Below are 17,043 nucleotides of genomic sequence, written 5' to 3' on the forward strand. Positions count from 1 at the left end.
AATTCAATTCGTTACGCGATACAACGCCTATGAAAGCGCCAGAACCCTCTCTCAACAGCGCAGGCGGTGCGCCAGGTCGGCCCGCCGCGCGCCGCCCCGGCCGTCCGAGCGGCGGTGTGGGCGGGGCGGAGCAGCGCGCGCGTCTGATCGACGCTGCACTCGTGCTGTTCGCGCGCCAGGGCATCCTCGACACATCGCTTGCCGCCATTGCCCGCGAGGCCGGCGTCACGCCCGCTATGGTCCATTACTACTTCAAGACGCGCGACCACCTGATCGACGTGCTGATCGACGAGCGTTTCGTTCCACTGCGTGAAGCGCTCGGCGACATCTTCGCGGAGCATCCCGACGATCCCGTGACGGCGCTCACCGCGCTGGCGCAGCGCTTCGTGGCGGTGGGGCAGTGCAATCCGTGGTTTCCGCCGCTGTGGGTGCGCGACGTCATCAGCGAGGGCGGCGTGCTGCGCCAGCGCATGCTGGAGCGCCTGGGACGCGAGAACCAGGAAAAGGCCCACACGGCGATTGCGCGCTGGCAGCGCGAGGGCCGGCTCAACGCGGCGCTGGAACCTTCGCTGCTATTCCAGTCGCTGATGGGTCTCACGCTGCTGCCGCTCGCCACCAGCCAGATATGGCGCGGCGACGCCGCGCGACCTCACGTCGGCGTCGAGGCGATCGCGCGCCATGCGGTCGCGCTCATCACGCAAGGCGTGGGACCGGCCCGCGTCGATCGACACGCCGATACCGGCATTGGTACGGATTAATCGCCGCCGCGCGCCGTGGTACGCTCCGTGACCTTTGCGGCACGGCAAGTGCGCTGCGCCGCGCGAATGTTTCCCGGTCGAGGTCCGGTCTGCCTTCTTCTTCCGCTTCTTCCCGCGTTTCTGCCAGGACGGCGCCCGCCATCGTCTGGTTTCGCGACGATCTCCGGCTCGCCGATCAGCCGGCGCTCGCGCAGGCCGCGGCGAGCGGCCTTGCATTGATCTGCGTCTGGATTCACGATCCGCACGCGTCGGGCGAGCGCCCGGAGGGCGGTGCGGCGCGCTGGTGGCGTCATGAGTCGCTGCGCGCGCTCGATGCCGCGCTGAGCGCGCGCGGTGGCCGCCTGCTTCTCTTGCAAGGCGACGAAGCGGCAACGCTGGACGCACTCGTCACGGAAACCGGCGCGCAAGCCGTGTACTGGAATCGCCGCTACGGCGCGGCGCAACGCGAGGTCGATCGCGCCCTCAAAACCTCGCTGCGCGAGCGCGGCGTGGATGTCGAGAGCTTCAACGGGCAACTCCTCAACGAGCCGTGGACGGTGCTCAATCAGTCCGGCGAGGCGTTTCGGGTTTTCAGCGCCTACTGGCGCGCTTGCCTGCGGATGGGCGACCCGCCGCCGCCGGAAGGCGAGCCCGAACGGATGATTTTTCAATCGCTGCCAGTACGTCTTACCCAACGCGCATCGAAACTCGATGCGCTCGGGCTCGCGCCACGGGCGCCAGACTGGTCGGGCGGCTTGCGCGCGGCCTGGCCAGCGGGCGAGGAAGCGGCGCTCGCGCGCCTGCGCGCGTTTCTCGCCACTGACCTCGACGCCTACGCCGGCGAGCGCGACGAGCCCGGCGACGCCGCCACGAGCCGCCTCTCCCCGTATCTCGCCATCGGCGCGATTTCGCCGCGCCAGGTCTGGGCGGCGCTCAGGGCGGCACAGCACGCGCACGGCCGCGGCTCGGCGCGGCGCGCCACGAGCGCGGAGAAGTTCGCGAGCGAGCTGGGCTGGCGGGAGTTCTGCCACTACCAGCGCTATCACTACACCGATCTGGCGACGCGCAACTTGCGTCCCGCTTTCGACGCCATGCCGTGGCGCAGGGATGCCGCTGGCTTAAGAGCGTGGCAACGCGGGCTGACCGGCTATCCGCTCGTCGATGCCGGCATGCGCGAGCTTTGGCACACGGGGTGGATGCACAACCGCGTGCGCATGGTCGTGGCATCGTTCCTGACCAAGCACCTGCTGATCGACTGGCGTGCGGGAGAGTCCTGGTTCTGGGACACGCTCGTGGACGCCGACCCGGCCAGCAACCCGGCCAACTGGCAGTGGGTGGCGGGCTCGGGCGTCGACGCCGCGCCGTATTTCCGCATTTTTAATCCAGTACTCCAGGGCCAGAAGTTCGACCCGCGTGGCGTCTACGTGCGGAAGTGGGTGCCGGAGCTGGCGGGCCTGCCCGATGCGCTCGTGCACCAGCCGTGGAAGGCCAACGCGCAGCAGCTCGAAGCGGCGGGCGTGCGTCTTGGCAAGAATTACCCAGAACCTGTTGTCGAGCACGAACTGGCGCGCGAGCGCGCACTCGAAGCCTATGCGCAAACCGGCAAAGCCAAGGGCTTCGCCGCTTCGCGACAGGGCGTAAAGCAGGGCGCAAAACAGGGCGGCAAAGCGTGAACGCGGCCGTCATCGGGCTGTCTTGTGATGCGGCTATCGTGCGCGGCGCGGATGGGCGCACTTGCAGCACGCTGGAACCGGACGGCATTAAGATTGCTCTATCAGGACGGCCCGCGGTGCCGTGCGCCCAGCATCACGCCGGGCTCGCAGCTTCGCGGCACTCGGCCTGACAGACAGAAAGGCAAGTAAGCAAACACAATGAACGCAGTACACAAGCTCGACCGGACGACCATCGTCCTTGTCGAAGACGACCCGCATAGCCGGGCGTCACTGACTTCGCTGCTGGAAGCGGAGGGCGCGCATGTCGTGGCGGTCGAAGACGCTGAAACGGGCGTCGAAGCGGCCCTGAGCCTGCACCCCGACGCCGTGATCTGCGATCTCGACCTGCCGGCCATGGACGGCTTCTACCTGATCCAGCGTCTGCGCGACTACGAAATTCGCGGCGATCACGCACCGACCGTCGCGGTCGCGCTCACGGGCCATACCGGCGAAAGCTGGCGTTTGCGCAGCATCGGCGAAGGCTTTCAGCACTTCATGACCAAGCCGGCCCGGCCGGAGGAACTCGTGACGCTGCTGAGCGACGCAATCGACGCGCGCCAGTCGCTCTGAAGCGGCGCGCATAGCGAGGCGGGAAACGTGCGGGTGCTGAGGGGCTGAGGCGCCGCGACATGCGGCGCGGCTGGCTTATTGCCCGCGCGGAACGCCGGGCAATGACGGTTAGCTAACGGATGACGATTGCGCGGCGGCTTCGGGCGCGGCAGCGGTGCCCGGCTGCGCGGTCTTGTCGGCCTGATCCACCTGACTGTTCTGGCATTGCGCACAGAGGCCTTTGAGTTCGATGCCGTCGCCGGCGAGCCGGTAGCCCGCGGCTTCGATCTGCGCAACGAGCGCCTGGCGCAGCTTGGGCTCGTGCAATTCGGTGACGTTGCCGCACTGCTGGCACACCACGAGAATGCCGTGCTGGCACTGCGTGAGGTCGTGACAAACGGCGAACGCGTTGATCGACTCGATGCGGTGAATCAGTCCGGCCGAAAGCAGGAAGTCGAGCGCCCGGTAGACCGTGGGCGGCGCCGAACCCGGATGGATCTGGCGCATCTCGTCGAGCAGCGAATACGCCTTGGTGGCGCGTCCCGAGGCGAGCAGCAACTCCAGCACCTTGCGGCGGATCGGCGTGAGCTTCTCGCCGCGTTCACGGCAATAGGCCTCGGCCATCGCGAGCGCGGACTCGAGCGAAGCGCTTTGTGCGCCGTCGTGCGAGTGGGCGTGGCCGAGCGCGTGGTCGTGCGCCTCGCCGTGCGTGTCGCTGTGCAAGGCGGAGGCGTCCGGGGACGGTTTTGCTGTCTTCATGCTTGCGATTATACGGGGCGCGCCGCCGGCCCGCCCGCGCCGCCATGGAACGGCGGCTCAGGTGAGCGGCAGGTCGATGTACTTGCGGAAGCCCTGGCGCTGCGCAATGCGCTGATACCAGCGTTCGAGGTTCGGCAATGGCTCGCGCTCCACGCCTTCGAGCCCGAACCAGCGCCGCGCGTATGCGCCAAGCACGATGTCCGCGAGCGAGAAGCGCTCGTGTTCGAGGAAGAAGCGGCCTTGCAGATGGTGGTCGAGCAGCCGCCAGAGTGGGCTCAGCTGATCGAAATCGTCGGCGATCTTCGCGGTGTCGCGCTTTTCCGGCGGCGTGCGCACGAGCGCGAGAAACACCGGGCGCTCGGCAGGTGCAAGGGTGCCCATCGACCAGTCGAGCCAGCGCTCGATCGAGGCGCGCACCTTCGGGTCGGTCGGGTACAGCAGGCTCGAAGGACCATACTCCATCGCCAGATAGCGCAGGATCGCGTTCGACTCCCACAGCACGAAATTGCCGTCCGAGATCGTCGGGATCTTGCCGTTCGGATTCATGGCGAGATAGGAAGGCTCGTTGAGATGCCCGAACGGGCCGCCCGCGTCGATGCGCTGGAACGGCAGTACGAGTTCATCGCAACACCACAGGACTTTCTGGACATTCACCGAATTGGCGCGTCCCCAGATCGTGATCATCTGGCGCGTACTCCTTGCAAGGGGAAAAAGGGTCAAGCCTGGCGCAGGCCGCCACGATACACGATTCTCGTGCGTTTTTTTGCGCAGCCATGCATTTCGTAGAATAGGCGCTGCGCGGCGCCGGGAGTTCCGCCGCCGCGCCCGATTCGTGCGGCACCGCTCCCTCGATTTGCCGCGCGGCCGTCCCGCCTCGCCCCCCAACGTACGCCCGAGACCCGCCCATGGCCCGCATTGTCCCCGACGACTGGCAGCATCTCGAAGCCACCGGCGCCGCCGCGCGCGAGCGCGAAACGCTCGCCGCGCTCGCGCGCGGTTTGCCGAATGGCTACACCGTCTATCACGGCGTGCACTGGACGCGCCTTTCCGAAGGCTTTTCGGTCTTCGGCGAGGCCGATTTCGTGATCGTGAGCCCGGCCGGGCGCGTCATGATCGTCGAGCAGAAAACGGGCTTTTTGCGCGAAACCCCTAACGGGCTCGTCAAGGCGTACATGCAGACCGAGCGCAACGTGGCGATCGCGCTGGCGCGCACCGTCGAAGGGCTGCACCGGCGCTTCACCGCGACGTTCGGCGCGGGCACCTACGTGCTCGAAGAGCTGTTCTATTGCCCTGACCACGTGGTGCGCGAGCCGGCTATCGCGGGCGTGAATCCCGCGCGCATCGTCGATGCCACGCGCAAGGCGCAGCTCGCCGCCATCGTGCTCGAAGCCATGCCGGCCGACGAGCCGCGCCTGCCGTGCGCCGCGAAGATCCACCACTTTCTCGCCGATGAACTGTCGCTCACGCCCGACACCAGCGCACTGGTCGGCGCGGCGGGCACGCTCGTCACGCGCCTGGCGGGCGGGCTCGCCACCTGGGCGCGCCGGCTCGAATTCGCGCCGTTCCGGCTGCGCGTGATCGGCACGGCGGGCTCGGGCAAGACGCAACTGGCCGTGCAGGTCATGAAGGACGCAGTGGCGCGCGGCGCACGCACGCTCTACGTGTGTTTCAACCGGCCGCTCGCGGATCACATCGCGCAACTCGCACCGCCCGAAGCGAAGGTGGCGACGTATCACCAGCTGTGCGACTGGGTCGCGCGCGACGGCGGCCACGTGCCCAATTTCGAGAGTCCCGGCGCATTCGACGACCTCGTGCGGCGCTTCGGCGAGATGCCGATTGCCGGGCGCTGGCAGTTCGACGTGCTGATCGTCGACGAAGGGCAGGATTTTCAGCAGCCGTGGGTAGGCGCGCTAGAGCGTCTGTTGCGTCCGGGCGCCGCGTGGTGGTGGCTCGAAGATCCGCTGCAGAATCTGTATGTGCGCGAACCGCTCGCGCTGGCGGGCTGGACCGTGCTGCGCGAGAACACGAACTATCGCAGCCCGCGCGACATCCTCGCGTTCCTGCGCGACGTGGCCGGACCGACCGTGCCCGCCATCGCGCAGCTCGCGGCGGGCAGTCCGTTCGACGGCTCCGGTGTGACGGTGGCGAGCTGGGACGAGCATGAAACGGAGACTGCCGCCGAGCCCGGCGTCGTGCAGGCGACCAAACGCGCGATCACGCAGGCGCTCGCGCTCGGCTTTCGCAAGCAGGACATCGTCGTGCTGTCTTATCGTGGGCGCGAGCATTCGCTTTTCGCGACACTCGATCAGCTCGGCCCGCACCGGCTGCGCAGCTTCACGGGCCAATACGACCTGTTCGGCAATCCGCAGTACCGCGAGGGCGACGTGCTGCTCGATTCGATCTACCGCTTCAAGGGACAGTCCGCGCCCTGCGTGATCCTGACCGAGGTGGATTTCGAGGCGTTCGACGAGCGCGCCGCGCGCAAGCTGTTCGTCGGCGCGACGCGCGCGGCCATGAAGCTCATCGTGGTGGCGTCGCCGCGCGCCGCCCGGTTCATCGAGGGCCAGCGCAGCGGCGTGTGACGGCTTTTTCGCGCAATTCCAGGCTCAACTCCAGGCTGAGGCGCCGATCAGCGTGCCTGCGCGCGCCTGGGCGTTCCACCAGATCACGCGCAAAAGCGGCGCGCTCTGGGCGATCAGGATGGCCTGCACCGGATCGCTCTCGATGAAGTGCGTGACGCCGCTGCGGACGGCCGCGGCGGCCTTGTGCGCAGCCACGGCCGCGGCCGTGTCGTCGTGCTCGTCCGGTGTGCGCATGATCAGTTCGAGGTGCCCGAAACCATGGCGCTCCAGCCACGCGAGCGTGCGCTCGCGGTCGATCTCCGGCCGCCCCGTGATGATCGCGCGCGTGCGCTTCAGGTCGATGCCGGGCAGGCGCTCGAACGGCACCAACTCATCGCGCTCGGCGAGCGCGGCGACGAGATCTTCGTCGTAGCGCGCGACTGGGATGTCGGGGAGCAGGACACCGTCGAGATCGATTGCGTAGACGGCGTACTCGTGATCGTCGGCCATGCGCGTGCCGTCGCCGTCGCCGTCGCGAATCCAGTCGGCGCGATAGCGGTCGGTGTAGGCCTGGCGCTCCCACGGGAAGAGCGCGAAATAGCCGCTTGCATCGATCGAATAATCGGGGCGCAAACGGCTGAGGTCGTCATAGGCGCCGGTGAGCGTGCGCACGACGAGCCCGTGCTCGCTCAGAAACGCGATGCAATCCACGAGCGTATGGCCGCGCCCCGCGATGTCCTCGCACAGCAGCACTTTCGAGCCCGGCTCGGGCAGCGGCAACGTCGAGTCCCAGCGCACTTCGCGCGTGGCGCGGTCATAGCGCAGGAAAGCGACGCCCGCACCCGTTGCGTGCGAAACCATCAGCGCGAGCGGCGCGCCGCCGCGCAAAATGCCGACCACCAGGTCGAATTCCTCCGCGATCAGCGCCGGCTGCAGCGACTCGACCCAGTGATCGAGCTGTTCGTAGGTGAGCGGAACGACAGGTTTATCCATGGGGTGAACTGAGTGACGAAGCGCGTGCCAGGCAAATGAGCAACACGCGTTTCCGATAGCGGTGTACTAGAAAAAGACGCCTATTGTCAGTGCAATGTTTGACGATATTATGCCTATGCTCACCAGCGCCTGCTGGCACGGCGGGTGGAGGAAGCGGGAAAGCGCGGGAAAAGGCGGAAACAGGCAGAAGCAGGCAAGAACAGCAGCAGGAAAACGCGGCTTGGCGCCGCCAAAGACACACGACAACGACGCGAATCATCGCGCGAAAGGGCTCGGGCAAGATGTGGCATTCGATGGGATGGCCAGGCTGGCGGCGCTGGGCCGCCGTGGCGGGCTTCGCGCTCGCGGGCGCGCTGCTGTCGTTCGTGCAGCTTGCACACGCTGCGCAGGCGGCGGTTCCTGCGGGTTCGCTCTCGCTCGACGTAGATGGCGAGGTGCGCGTGACCAACAACGCGGACCATACGGCGTATCACTTTACTGAGGCGCAACTGCTCGCGCTGCCCGCGCATTCGATCACGACGGCTACGACCTGGACGCCGCGCTCGACCTTCACGGGCCCGCTGCTCTCGGACGTGCTCAAGACGGTGGGCGCCTACGGCAGCGAGATCGAGATCCACACGCTCGACGACTACACCTGCGTCGTGCCCGTGGCCGACGCCGCGCGCTACGGCGTGGTGGTGGCCTACGCGATGAACGGCCAGCGCCTGAAGGTGAGCAATTTCGGCCCGCTGTTCCTGATCTATCCACGCGACCAGCATCCGCTCGAGCTCTACGGCGCGGCCGGCGACTCGAAGTTCGCGTGGCAGATCAAGTCAATGACGATCAAGCGGTGACTGGCGGGTGATGCAACGACCCTTGCGACGCCTGCTGCAGGCGATCATCTGGATGGCGGCGCTGGCGCCGCCCGTGGTGGCGGTCGGCTATCTGCTTTATGCAAACCTGCTCAATCCGCAGGTCGTGCAGCGCATCACGGGCAATTACGACGGCCTGTACTGGGACGCCGCGCAGCTCCAGATCGCCTACGCGCGCTTCGAGAGCCAGTTGCTGATGTTCGCGGACGGGATCGACCGCGATCTCGACAAGGTGCGGCTGCGCTACGAAGTGTTGCAGTCGAAGCTCAACGTGATGAAGGGCTCGACACTTTCGGTCGACTCCACGCCGGGTTTGAAGCGGCGCCAGGACGCCGATCTCGCCATTCTGGCCGCGACCATCTCCCCATTCGAGGCCGAAATCGCGACACTCGCGGACAACCCTGAACGCGCGGTGCCGATGCTCATGGCGCTCGACCTGCACTGGACCCAGGTGACCGACCTGGCGCTGAACCGGCGTTTCGCCGACGTGACCGAGCGCGAGGCGATCCGGCACGACTTCATCGCCAAGCGCCGCGAACTGTTCGCGTCGGGGCTCGTGCTGCTCGTGCTTTCGGCGGCGGCGGGCGTGCTGCTCGTGATGAACGGCTACCGGCGCACGCGCCTGTTGCATCAGCAGCACGCGGCGCTCGAAGCCGAGCACCAGGCGAGCCGCGCTGCGCGCGAGGCGAGCATGGCGAAGGACGCCTTCCTCGGCATGATCAGCCACGAACTGCGCACGCCGCTGCACGCGATCGTTTCGTCGATCGAACTGCTTGGCTTCAACTCGCATTCGGAAGCCGACCGCAAGGTGATCCAGCGCCTCGAAACCGCCGCGCGCCAGCTCGAAGCGCAAATGAAGGATCTCACCGACTACGCGCGACTGGGCGCGGGCAAGCTCGAATTGCGTCAGGAAGAGTTCGAGCCGCGGGAACTGCTGCAGTCGATCGTCGACGAAAACGAGCAGGCCGCGCGTTCGCGCGGGCTCGTGTTCGAGCACGCGTGGGTGGGACCGCAGCGGCTCGTGGTGGCCGATCCGCATCGCATCCGCCAGATCGCCAGCAACCTCGTCACGAACGCGATCCGCTATACGGAGCGCGGCAAGGTCCGGCTCGAATTCTGGCTGCAGGCGCCCGCGCGGGACGCGCGGCCCTTGAGCGACGATGAAACCGGCCTGCGGCCGGCTGGCGGCGACACGCTGGTGATCGTCGTCGGCGACACGGGGCCGGGAGTGGCGGCGGATCAGATTCCGCTCATCTTCAAGGAGTTCACGCAGCTCGACACGTCGCGCTCGCGGCGCTACGAGGGCGCGGGCATGGGGCTCGCGATCGTGCGGGGCCTCGTCGAGCTGTTCGGCGGCACGATCGAGACACAAAGCCGTGTGGGCAAAGGCACGACCTTCACCGTACGCATTCCCGTCACACCGGTCGGGCCGCCGGCGCCCGCGGCCGTGGCCGAAGCGGCGCAGCCCGCGCGGGCGGTGCCGCAGGTGCTCGTCGTCGACGACAACCCGCTCGTGCGCGATTCGCTATGCGAGATGGTCGCGCACATGGGCTACCGCGCGCTCGCGGCCGGCGACGCCGACAGTGCGCTCGCGCTGCTTGCCCGCGAGGCGTGCGATGTGGTGCTGCTCGACTTGCACATGCCGGGCCGCGACGGGTACGACTTTGTGGCGGGGCTCGAAACCGCGCAGGACGTGCTCGCGAGGCCGCGCGTGATCGCGGTGAGCGCCGATGTGGCGGGGATCGCGGCGCTTGTGGACCACGTGGGCCACGGCGGCAAAACCCTTGGCGGCGAGGGTGCGCCGTTCTTCGATTGGCTCACGAAGCCGGTGCATTACGAGGTGCTGCGCGCGGCGTTGCAGCGGGCGTTGAGCGTGCCGCGGGCTGCGGCTTGAAAGGCTTGGGGATGTGTTGGGCCGTGCCTCCTGGCGCTTTGGCCTTTCCTTGTAATCGCGTCGGTATGCCAGTGTTGCCCCTGTGCGGGGCGGCACCTACTTTTCTTTGCAGCGGCAAAGAAAAGTAGGCAAAAGAAAGCCGCTCAAACCGCCAATGCCCGCCACAGTTCACCTCTGGCCGTTCCTGCCAGTGGCTCCGGAGCGTCTGCCGCCACTCGCCCTCAACCGGAGTGACAAGGCGCTCATCCTTCCGGCGGCGCTGCGCGCGCCGAAGGGCATAACCCAAGACCGTCGGGGCATATGAGTTCCCGCCCATATTGACTCGTAACGCTCGGTTTCCCTTGCAGACCCGGCCGCAGCGCGCGTAGCGAGCAGCGGGATGAATGAGTCCTTTGTCACTGACCTGGGTGGTGCGAGGTGACAGACGCTCCGGAGCCACTGGCATGAACGGCCAGAGGTGAACTGTGGCAGGCGCTGGCGGTTTGAGCGGCTTTCTTTTGCCTACTTTTCTTTGCCGCTGCAAAGAAAAGTAGGTGCCGCCCCGCACAGGGGCAACGCTCGAATACCGACGCGAATACAAGGAAAGGCCAAAGCGCCCAGAGCCGCAGCAAAAACCTGCGCCGAGCAGACGGTCAACCGCGATTAAGCCGCTTCGAAAGATCAGCGACGAGAATCGCCATCCGCGCCGGTTTTTCGTAGCACGCCACGTTGTAGTGACGCACGACCTGGCTAATCTCCGACTCGCTGGCCTTGCCGGTCAGCAGTTCGCCGGTGAGCACGAAGATGGGCGCATCGGGGTTCTCGGAGGCGCGCACGCTGCGGATTGCCTCGGCGGCGGTCTGGCTGCCGAACAGCCAGTCGATCACCACGCCGTCGAACACGTTGTTTTCGAGCGCTTCGTTGAATGCCGCGAGGCCGTAGAGCGCCAGCGCCGCGTAACCGCTGTGCTCGAGGTAGTCGCGCAGGTTGTCGGCGGAGGACTGGTCGTCGTCGACGACGGCGATGAGCGGCTTGTCGGATTCGGCCCGGCGCGGGTAGATCTCGATCTTGTGGACTTCGCGAGCGTTCTGGTAGAGCGCGCCGTCCGGGCGCACGACGCGCCACTGGCCCAGCTTTTCGTAGGCAACGAAGTCGGGCCGGCTGCCTGCCTCGACCGGTGCGCCGATCCACGCGGTGCACGGCAGCTCGGCCGCGCTCACGCAGAGCGTCGCCTCTTGAGCGCTCGCCCCGACCATGCCGGGGTCGAGCAACTGCGCGCCGAACAACTGGCCCGCGGGTTCGCCGAACGCTTCAGCCACCTTCTTGATCTGCGCGAGCGTCCACGGGCTGTTGCCGCGCAGCTTGCGGTGCCCCTGTGAAAAGCTCAGATCGAGAATCCGGCACAGCTCGGTCGTTTGCTGACGCTTGCCGATGCCGTGACGGTTCATCAGCTCGCGTACGCGCTCCGCGACCGAGGCCGAGTCGGTTGTGTATGCAACGTTCGACATACTGCTCAAAAGGGGGGATTCGTAGATTCAGTTTCTAATAGATCATGCCGTGGCGCCATGAGGCCAGTATGACCGGACCTCGCGCGGGCTGCACACGGGAGCACGATATTCTAAACGCATCAAATGCCAAACGACGGCGCTATTTTAGCTAAATGTAAGTCGGCGCTGAATAACGAGAATGTAAGCGTATATTCGGCACCGCTCACGCGGGGCTTGCGATATTCGCGACATTGCGGGCGCGGCGCTTGCCTGAGAAGATGCACGATTTTGAAGGCCGGGCGCTCGCGCGCGGCCAATCAACCTTACTGGAGCGAGGGGTATCGTTTGAACGACGTGCGCAACGGCGGGACATGGCGCCATGAAGGCGTGCCGTATTACAGCCAGTGGGGCAGCGCCGACTGGGTGGCGCCCATCGTCGAGCGTGGCGCCGACCCCTGCGAGGACCCGCACTGGCGCGCGAGCGGCTTCACGGAGGCCGACGCCTATCGCTTCTGGGCCAAGCGTCTGTGCGGCTTGACCTGCCTCGAATCGGCGCTCGACTATTGGGGCGTTGCGCACGCGCCGCGTGCGCAACTGCTCGACGAGGCGTTGCGGCACGGCGTCTATCGCGTGCGTGAAGATGGTGGCGTGGACGGGCTGATCTACCGCCCGTTCGCCGGGTGGGTGGAGGCCGCGTTCGGCGTGCGCGTGGAAGTGATGACCGACGAGGGCATCGAGTCGAGCGCCGCGCGCATCGATGCGCAAACGCTCGCCATCGTCTCCGTGAGCCCCGAGATCCGCTACCCCGAGCGTGTGAATCCTGGCCAGGGCGGCCACCTGATCCTGCTGCACGGACGCAGCGACGGCGGCGTGTGGTTCCACAATCCCTCGGGTATCGCGCCGTATCAGTCGGATGCCTGGCTGCCCTACGAGACGGTCGCGCGTTTTCACGCGCGGCGGGGCATGGCGCTCACCCGGCCGCGCTGAAAGCGCGCTTGCCTCAGGCCGGGGCTGGCTGCAGTCCGCCCAATAACTGCCGCACGCGCGAGAGATCGCGGTTGATGGCGCCCGCGTCCTCGAACAGCTCCGCGAGCCAGTCGACGAACACGCGCACGCGCGGCGACACCTGGCGCGACTTCACGAACGCAACCGAAACGGGCGTGGGCAGCGGCTTCCACTGCGGCAGCACCTCTTGCAGCGCACCGCTGTCCAGGTAGCGCTGCGCGGCGAGCAGCGGCGGCTGGATGAGGCCATAGCCTTGCAGGCCGCAGGTGAGGTAGGCGAACTCGTCGGAGACATGCACGAAGCCATCCACCTTCACCTTGGTCGGGCTTCCATCCACCTCGAAGTCGAACTCGAACGGGCGGCCCGTGAGCGGCGAGAGGAAGTTGACGACCGGATGCTGCGCGAGATCGTCGAGCGTATGCGGTGCGCCGTGCCGCTCGAGGTACGCGGGGCTCGCGCAGGTCACGTGCTCGAGCACGCCGAGGCGCCGCGCCGCGAGCCCCGAGTCGGGCAGCTCGCCCAACTGGATGCTGCAATCCACGCCTTCGCCGACGAGATCGACGTTGCGCAGGCTCACGCCAATCACGAGGTCGATCTGCGGGTAGCGCGCGTGGAATTCGTCGAGCGCGGGCAGCACGATCGCGTTGGCGATGAGACCCGGCATCTCCACGCGCAAGCGGCCGCCGATCGCGCCAGGCGACTGGCGCACGCTCGCTTCGGCATCGTCGATGTCGGCGAGGATCTGCGCGGCGCGCTCGTAGTACGCAGCGCCTTCGGGCGTGAGCGAAAGACGCCGCGTGGTGCGCACGAGCAACTGCGTGCCGAGCAGCGATTCGAGGTTTTGCATCAGCGTGGTGGCGCTGGCGCGCGGCATATCGAGTGACTGCGCGGCTTTGGTGAAACTATTGGTGTCGACGATGCGTACGAACGTGCGCATCGCCTGGATGCGGTCGATCACGGGCTAGCTCCTGATGATGGGCTTGAGGCTTGAACGAAATCCGCGCTGCTGCAGAAAACAGGTGAGCCGCGTAGCGATGAATGCGCTTCGCGGTGCGGGCGTCTCGCGGAAAGCGACGCTCGGCGGTTAAACAGCGGTGACGATCGGATGGCGGCGCACGCGGGCGCCGGCTCGACTACGGGAGGCCAAAAAGGTCGGCCTCGAAGGGGAAGGGCTGGCGGGCCATCCGGAACGGATGGCCCGGCGGGGCAGGGTGTTACGTCGGAATGCGCGTTGCGGCTTCTTTGCCTGTTACTTGCGCAGCGAATCGAGGTCGATCACGAAGCGGTACTTCACATCGCTCTTGAGCATGCGCTCATAGGCGTTGTTGATGTCCTGCATCTTGATCATTTCGATATCGGACGTAATGCCATGCTTGCCGCAGAAGTCCAGCATTTCCTGGGTTTCTGCAATGCCGCCGATCAGCGAGCCCGCGAGACGGCGGCGCTTCATGATCAGGTTGAACACTTGCGGCGACGGGTGATCGTGCTCGGGCGCGCCGACCAGCGTCATCGTGCCGTCACGGCGCAGCAGTTCGATGAACGGGTTGAGGTCGTGCTGCGCGGCCACCGTGTTCACGATCAGGTCGAAGCTGTTGGCGTGCGCCTTCATCTGCTCCGGGTCTTTCGAGATCACGACTTCGTCCGCGCCAAGGCGCTTGCCGTCTTCGATCTTCGAGGGCGACGTGGTGAACAGCACCACATGCGCACCCATGGCATGCGCGAGCTTCACGCCCATGTGGCCGAGGCCGCCGAGACCCACGATGCCGACCTTCTTGCCGGGACCGGCGCCCCACGTGCGCAGCGGCGAGTACGTCGTGATGCCCGCGCACAGGAGCGGCGCGACGGCGGACAGTTCGAGGTTCTCGGGCACGCGCAGCACGAAGGCTTCGTCCACCACGAGCTGCGTGGAGTAGCCGCCGTACGTCACGTCGCCGCTCACGCGGTCGGTGCCGTTATAAGTGCCGACGAAGCCGTTCTCGCAATACTGTTCGAGGCCTTCGGCGCAGCTCGGGCAGGTGCGGCACGAGTCGACGAGACAACCCACGCCAACGAGTTCGCCCACTTTGTACTTCGTGACGCCTTTGCCGGTCTCGGCCACACGGCCGACGATTTCGTGGCCCGGCACCACCGGGTAGATCGTGTTGCGCCATTCGTCGCGCGCCTGGTGCAGGTCGGAGTGACACACGCCGCAGAACAGCACGTCGATACGGACGTCGAGTTCGCGCAGGTCGCGGCGCTGGAATTCGAACGGGGCGAGCGGCGAGGCGGCGTCGCGGGCGGCATATCCGTAAGTTGGGTACATGTGTTTCCTCTCCTGTGGTGCGTGGGTGTTGCGGCAGGGTTCCCATCGTAAGGATCGGGGCCCACCCAGGGAATACCTGAAGCTATCGAAGACTTGCCTGATTCTCCTGGCGCTCAGCACATCCACGGGTTCGGTGATAGATTGGCAAGCCTGTTTCTCTGCCTGACTTCATCTTTTGGGGCACAACCGATATGGGCTACGTCAAAACCCTCGCGGCGGCGGCCATCGCGCCGGCGGCCGCCACGCAGGCGCGCACGGTCGACCTGCTCATGCAACTCACGCAGCGCGACGGCGTGCACGCCACGCAGGTCGAAGGCGTGCGGCTCTACCGCGGCAGCGAAAGCCATCCGCGCCAGCCGGTCATGTACGAACCGAGCATCTTCATCGTTTGCCAGGGGCGTAAGCGCGGCTTTCTCGGCGACCAGGTCTTCATCTACGACGCCCAGCAATATCTGGTCCTCTCGGTGCCGATGCCGTTCGAGTGCGAGACCGAGGCGAGCCCCGAGAAGCCGATTCTCGCGATCTCGATACGCGTCGATCTCACGACCGTCGCCGAGCTGCTCATGGCGCTCGACGACCCGCGCCGCGCCGTGTCCGAACCCTCGGGCATCTACGCCACGCCGCTCGACGCCACGCTCTCGAACGCCGTGCTGCGCTTGCTCGAAGCGCTCGCGCAGCCACACGAGGCGCGCATTCTCGGGCCTTCGATCGTGCGCGAGATCTGCTACCGCGTGCTCATGGGCGAGCAGGGCGATGCGATACGCGCGGCGCTCACGCATCAGCACCACTTCGGGCGCATCGCGAAGGCGCTGCGCCGCATTCACACAGACTACCGCGGTGACCTCGACGTCGAAACGCTGGCCTCCGAGGCGGGCATGAGCCTGGCCGTCTTTCATGCACACTTCAAGGCCGTCACCTCGACTTCGCCCATGCAGTACGTGAAGACCACGCGCCTGCATCATGCGCGCCTCTTGATCACGCACGACGGCTTGACCGTGAGCGCGGCGGCCACGCGCGTGGGCTATGAAAGCGCGTCGCAGTTCAGCCGCGAATTCAAGCGCCTGTTCGGCATGAGCCCCGCCGACCAGATGCGCCGCGCGCGCGATGCCGCAGCCGCTGCGGCCGCGCCGCGCGTTGAGGTTTTGCCGCCGCGCTATGTGACGGCCGTGTGACGCCTGCGTGGTGACGCGCGGGCGCTGAGGCAGTCGATTCGCACATCGAAACAATGACGGAAAGGTGACACGACGATGAAGCCATGCCTGCTGATCCTGATTCTGCTTGCCGATGAAGACCTCGCCGGGTTCGGCGAAAAATTCGACGTGATCTACGCGCCCGACGCCGATGCGCGCGCCAAAGCGGTCGCGCAGCACGGCAAGGACGTACGCCTGGTGCTCACGAACGGGACGACGGGCCTCACCGCCGACGAAATCGACCGCATGCCCGCGCTCGAACTGGCGGGCGCGCTTGGCGCGGGCTACGAAAACATCGCGCTCGACCACGCGCGCGAGCGTGGCATCGCGCTATGCAACGGCGCGGGCGTCAATGCCGATTGTGTGGCCGACCACGCGCTCGCGCTGCTGCTCGCGGCCGTGCGCGCAGTGCCGCAATTCGACGCCGCCTGCCGCGCTGGAGTCTGGCGCGACGCGCTGCCCATGCGCCCCACGGTCACGGGGCGGCGGCTTGGCATTGTCGGCTACGGGCACATCGGCGAGAAGGTCGCGAGGCGCGCGGCGGGCTTTGGCATGGAACTCGGCTATCACAACCGCAAGCCGCGCGAAGGCGCTCAGGCGCGTTACTTCGAGAGCGTGATGGCGCTCGCGCAATGGAGCGATTTTCTCGTGATCGCGACGCCGGGTGGCGCGCAAACGAAGCATCTGATCGACCGCGCCGTGATCGATGCGCTGGGACCGCAAGGTTTTCTCGTCAACGTTTCGCGCGGCAGCGTGGTCGATACGGCCGCGCTTGCACGCGCGCTGAAGGCGGGCACGCTGGGCGGCGCGGGGCTCGACGTCTATGAGGGCGAACCGCAACCGCCCGCTGCGCTCGTCGGACTGGACAACATCGTGCTCACGCCGCACGTGGCTGGCACGTCGCCCGATGTGCGCACGGCCACCGTGCGCCACTTCGCCGAGAACGCGGCGCGGCACTTCGCGGGCGAGGCGCTGCTCACGCCGCTTTGAAGGTCGTTTTTCGCGCCGGCATGCGCCGCCCTGT

The 17,043-nt window shown here is 66.8% G+C and carries 15 protein-coding genes; 9 read left to right on the forward strand and 6 right to left on the reverse strand.

All coding sequences use genetic code 11. From position 1 onward, the window contains the following. Positions 1–29 precede the first annotated feature (29 nt). The 3 genes from L0U83_RS17210 (at position 30) to L0U83_RS17220 (ending at position 3,019) form a co-directional block, all read left to right on the forward strand. A complete protein-coding gene (locus L0U83_RS17210; RefSeq protein ID WP_233884934.1) occupies positions 30–758 on the forward strand; it encodes a TetR/AcrR family transcriptional regulator in 729 nt (242 codons plus the stop codon). A gap of 89 nt (positions 759–847) precedes the next feature. Then, entirely contained in the window at positions 848–2,410 is a 1,563-nt protein-coding gene (locus L0U83_RS17215; protein WP_233886547.1) for a cryptochrome/photolyase family protein, read from the forward strand. A 198-nt stretch (positions 2,411–2,608) separates the two neighbouring features. Further along, positions 2,609–3,019, forward strand: a complete 411-nt coding sequence (locus L0U83_RS17220) for a response regulator (protein ID WP_233884937.1) — start codon at positions 2,609–2,611, stop codon at positions 3,017–3,019. Positions 3,020–3,127: 108 nt separating this feature from the next. Here the strand turns inward: L0U83_RS17220 and L0U83_RS17225 are convergent, their stop codons facing one another. Then, complete coding sequence (locus L0U83_RS17225) at positions 3,128–3,757, reverse strand: Fur family transcriptional regulator (RefSeq protein WP_233884941.1); 630 nt, start codon at positions 3,755–3,757, stop codon at positions 3,128–3,130. A 57-nt stretch (positions 3,758–3,814) separates the two neighbouring features. Continuing rightward, complete coding sequence (locus tag L0U83_RS17230; RefSeq protein ID WP_233884943.1) at positions 3,815–4,441, reverse strand: glutathione S-transferase family protein; 627 nt, start codon at positions 4,439–4,441, stop codon at positions 3,815–3,817. A 221-nt stretch (positions 4,442–4,662) separates the two neighbouring features. Between L0U83_RS17230 and L0U83_RS17235 the strand changes: the two genes are divergently transcribed. After that, positions 4,663–6,339 carry an ATP-binding domain-containing protein gene (locus L0U83_RS17235; protein ID WP_233884944.1) on the forward strand — a complete coding sequence of 559 codons (1,677 nt, stop codon included), beginning with the start codon at positions 4,663–4,665 and terminating at the stop codon, positions 6,337–6,339. Between the two features lie 24 nt (positions 6,340–6,363). On the opposite strand, the gene L0U83_RS17240 is transcribed toward L0U83_RS17235, so the two are convergent. After that, positions 6,364–7,311 (reverse strand): phosphoribosyltransferase, encoded by a 948-nt coding sequence (locus L0U83_RS17240; RefSeq protein ID WP_233884945.1) that lies wholly within the window; start codon positions 7,309–7,311, stop codon positions 6,364–6,366. A gap of 281 nt (positions 7,312–7,592) precedes the next feature. Here L0U83_RS17240 and L0U83_RS17245 point away from each other — a divergent pair, with 281 nt between their 5' ends. Beyond that, a complete protein-coding gene (locus tag L0U83_RS17245) occupies positions 7,593–8,144 on the forward strand; it encodes a putative pterin-binding protein (RefSeq protein WP_233884946.1) in 552 nt (183 codons plus the stop codon). A 10-nt stretch (positions 8,145–8,154) separates the two neighbouring features. After that, positions 8,155–10,056: an ATP-binding response regulator gene (locus tag L0U83_RS17250; RefSeq protein ID WP_233884947.1), complete on the forward strand. Its 1,902-nt coding sequence runs from the start codon at positions 8,155–8,157 to the stop codon at positions 10,054–10,056. A gap of 632 nt (positions 10,057–10,688) precedes the next feature. Here L0U83_RS17250 and L0U83_RS17255 read toward each other — a convergent pair. Then, entirely contained in the window at positions 10,689–11,543 is an 855-nt protein-coding gene (locus tag L0U83_RS17255) for a helix-turn-helix domain-containing protein (protein WP_233884949.1), read from the reverse strand. Between the two features lie 324 nt (positions 11,544–11,867). Between L0U83_RS17255 and L0U83_RS17260 the strand changes: the two genes are divergently transcribed. Continuing rightward, the gene (locus L0U83_RS17260; protein WP_233884951.1) at positions 11,868–12,509 is read left to right on the forward strand and encodes a C39 family peptidase; all 642 of its coding nucleotides are present in this window, start codon (positions 11,868–11,870) and stop codon (positions 12,507–12,509) included. Between the two features lie 13 nt (positions 12,510–12,522). On the opposite strand, the gene L0U83_RS17265 is transcribed toward L0U83_RS17260, so the two are convergent. Both L0U83_RS17265 and L0U83_RS17270 read right to left on the reverse strand, forming a co-directional pair. Then, on the reverse strand, positions 12,523–13,485 hold the full coding sequence (locus tag L0U83_RS17265; RefSeq protein WP_233884953.1) for a LysR family transcriptional regulator: 963 nt from the start codon (positions 13,483–13,485) through the stop codon (positions 12,523–12,525). A gap of 291 nt (positions 13,486–13,776) precedes the next feature. Beyond that, positions 13,777–14,829: an NAD(P)-dependent alcohol dehydrogenase gene (locus L0U83_RS17270; protein WP_233884954.1), complete on the reverse strand. Its 1,053-nt coding sequence runs from the start codon at positions 14,827–14,829 to the stop codon at positions 13,777–13,779. A gap of 191 nt (positions 14,830–15,020) precedes the next feature. Between L0U83_RS17270 and L0U83_RS17275 the strand changes: the two genes are divergently transcribed. Both L0U83_RS17275 and L0U83_RS17280 read left to right on the forward strand, forming a co-directional pair. After that, entirely contained in the window at positions 15,021–16,001 is a 981-nt protein-coding gene (locus tag L0U83_RS17275; RefSeq protein WP_233884955.1) for an AraC family transcriptional regulator, read from the forward strand. 75 nt (positions 16,002–16,076) lie between these two features. Then, the gene (locus L0U83_RS17280; RefSeq protein ID WP_233884957.1) at positions 16,077–17,009 is read left to right on the forward strand and encodes a 2-hydroxyacid dehydrogenase; all 933 of its coding nucleotides are present in this window, start codon (positions 16,077–16,079) and stop codon (positions 17,007–17,009) included. The last annotated feature ends 34 nt before the right edge of the window (positions 17,010–17,043 follow it).

This window comes from Paraburkholderia flagellata (assembly GCF_021390645.1).
GTDB lineage: Bacteria > Pseudomonadota > Gammaproteobacteria > Burkholderiales > Burkholderiaceae > Paraburkholderia > Paraburkholderia flagellata.

Excerpts from the sequence above, each read along its gene's own strand:
- L0U83_RS17210 (WP_233884934.1), top strand. The coding sequence starts at position 30 with ATGAAAGCGCCAGAACCCTCTCTCAACAGCGCAGGCGGTGCGCCAGGT.
- L0U83_RS17220 (WP_233884937.1), top strand. The coding sequence starts at position 2,609 with ATGAACGCAGTACACAAGCTCGACCGGACGACCATCGTCCTTGTCGAA.
- L0U83_RS17225 (WP_233884941.1), bottom strand. The coding sequence starts at position 3,757 with ATGAAGACAGCAAAACCGTCCCCGGACGCCTCCGCCTTGCACAGCGAC.
- L0U83_RS17230 (WP_233884943.1), bottom strand. The coding sequence starts at position 4,441 with ATGATCACGATCTGGGGACGCGCCAATTCGGTGAATGTCCAGAAAGTC.
- L0U83_RS17235 (WP_233884944.1), top strand. The coding sequence starts at position 4,663 with ATGGCCCGCATTGTCCCCGACGACTGGCAGCATCTCGAAGCCACCGGC.
- L0U83_RS17240 (WP_233884945.1), bottom strand. The coding sequence starts at position 7,311 with ATGGATAAACCTGTCGTTCCGCTCACCTACGAACAGCTCGATCACTGG.
- L0U83_RS17245 (WP_233884946.1), top strand. The coding sequence starts at position 7,593 with ATGTGGCATTCGATGGGATGGCCAGGCTGGCGGCGCTGGGCCGCCGTG.
- L0U83_RS17250 (WP_233884947.1), top strand. The coding sequence starts at position 8,155 with ATGCAACGACCCTTGCGACGCCTGCTGCAGGCGATCATCTGGATGGCG.
- L0U83_RS17255 (WP_233884949.1), bottom strand. The coding sequence starts at position 11,543 with ATGTCGAACGTTGCATACACAACCGACTCGGCCTCGGTCGCGGAGCGC.
- L0U83_RS17270 (WP_233884954.1), bottom strand. The coding sequence starts at position 14,829 with ATGTACCCAACTTACGGATATGCCGCCCGCGACGCCGCCTCGCCGCTC.
- L0U83_RS17275 (WP_233884955.1), top strand. The coding sequence starts at position 15,021 with ATGGGCTACGTCAAAACCCTCGCGGCGGCGGCCATCGCGCCGGCGGCC.
- L0U83_RS17280 (WP_233884957.1), top strand. The coding sequence starts at position 16,077 with ATGAAGCCATGCCTGCTGATCCTGATTCTGCTTGCCGATGAAGACCTC.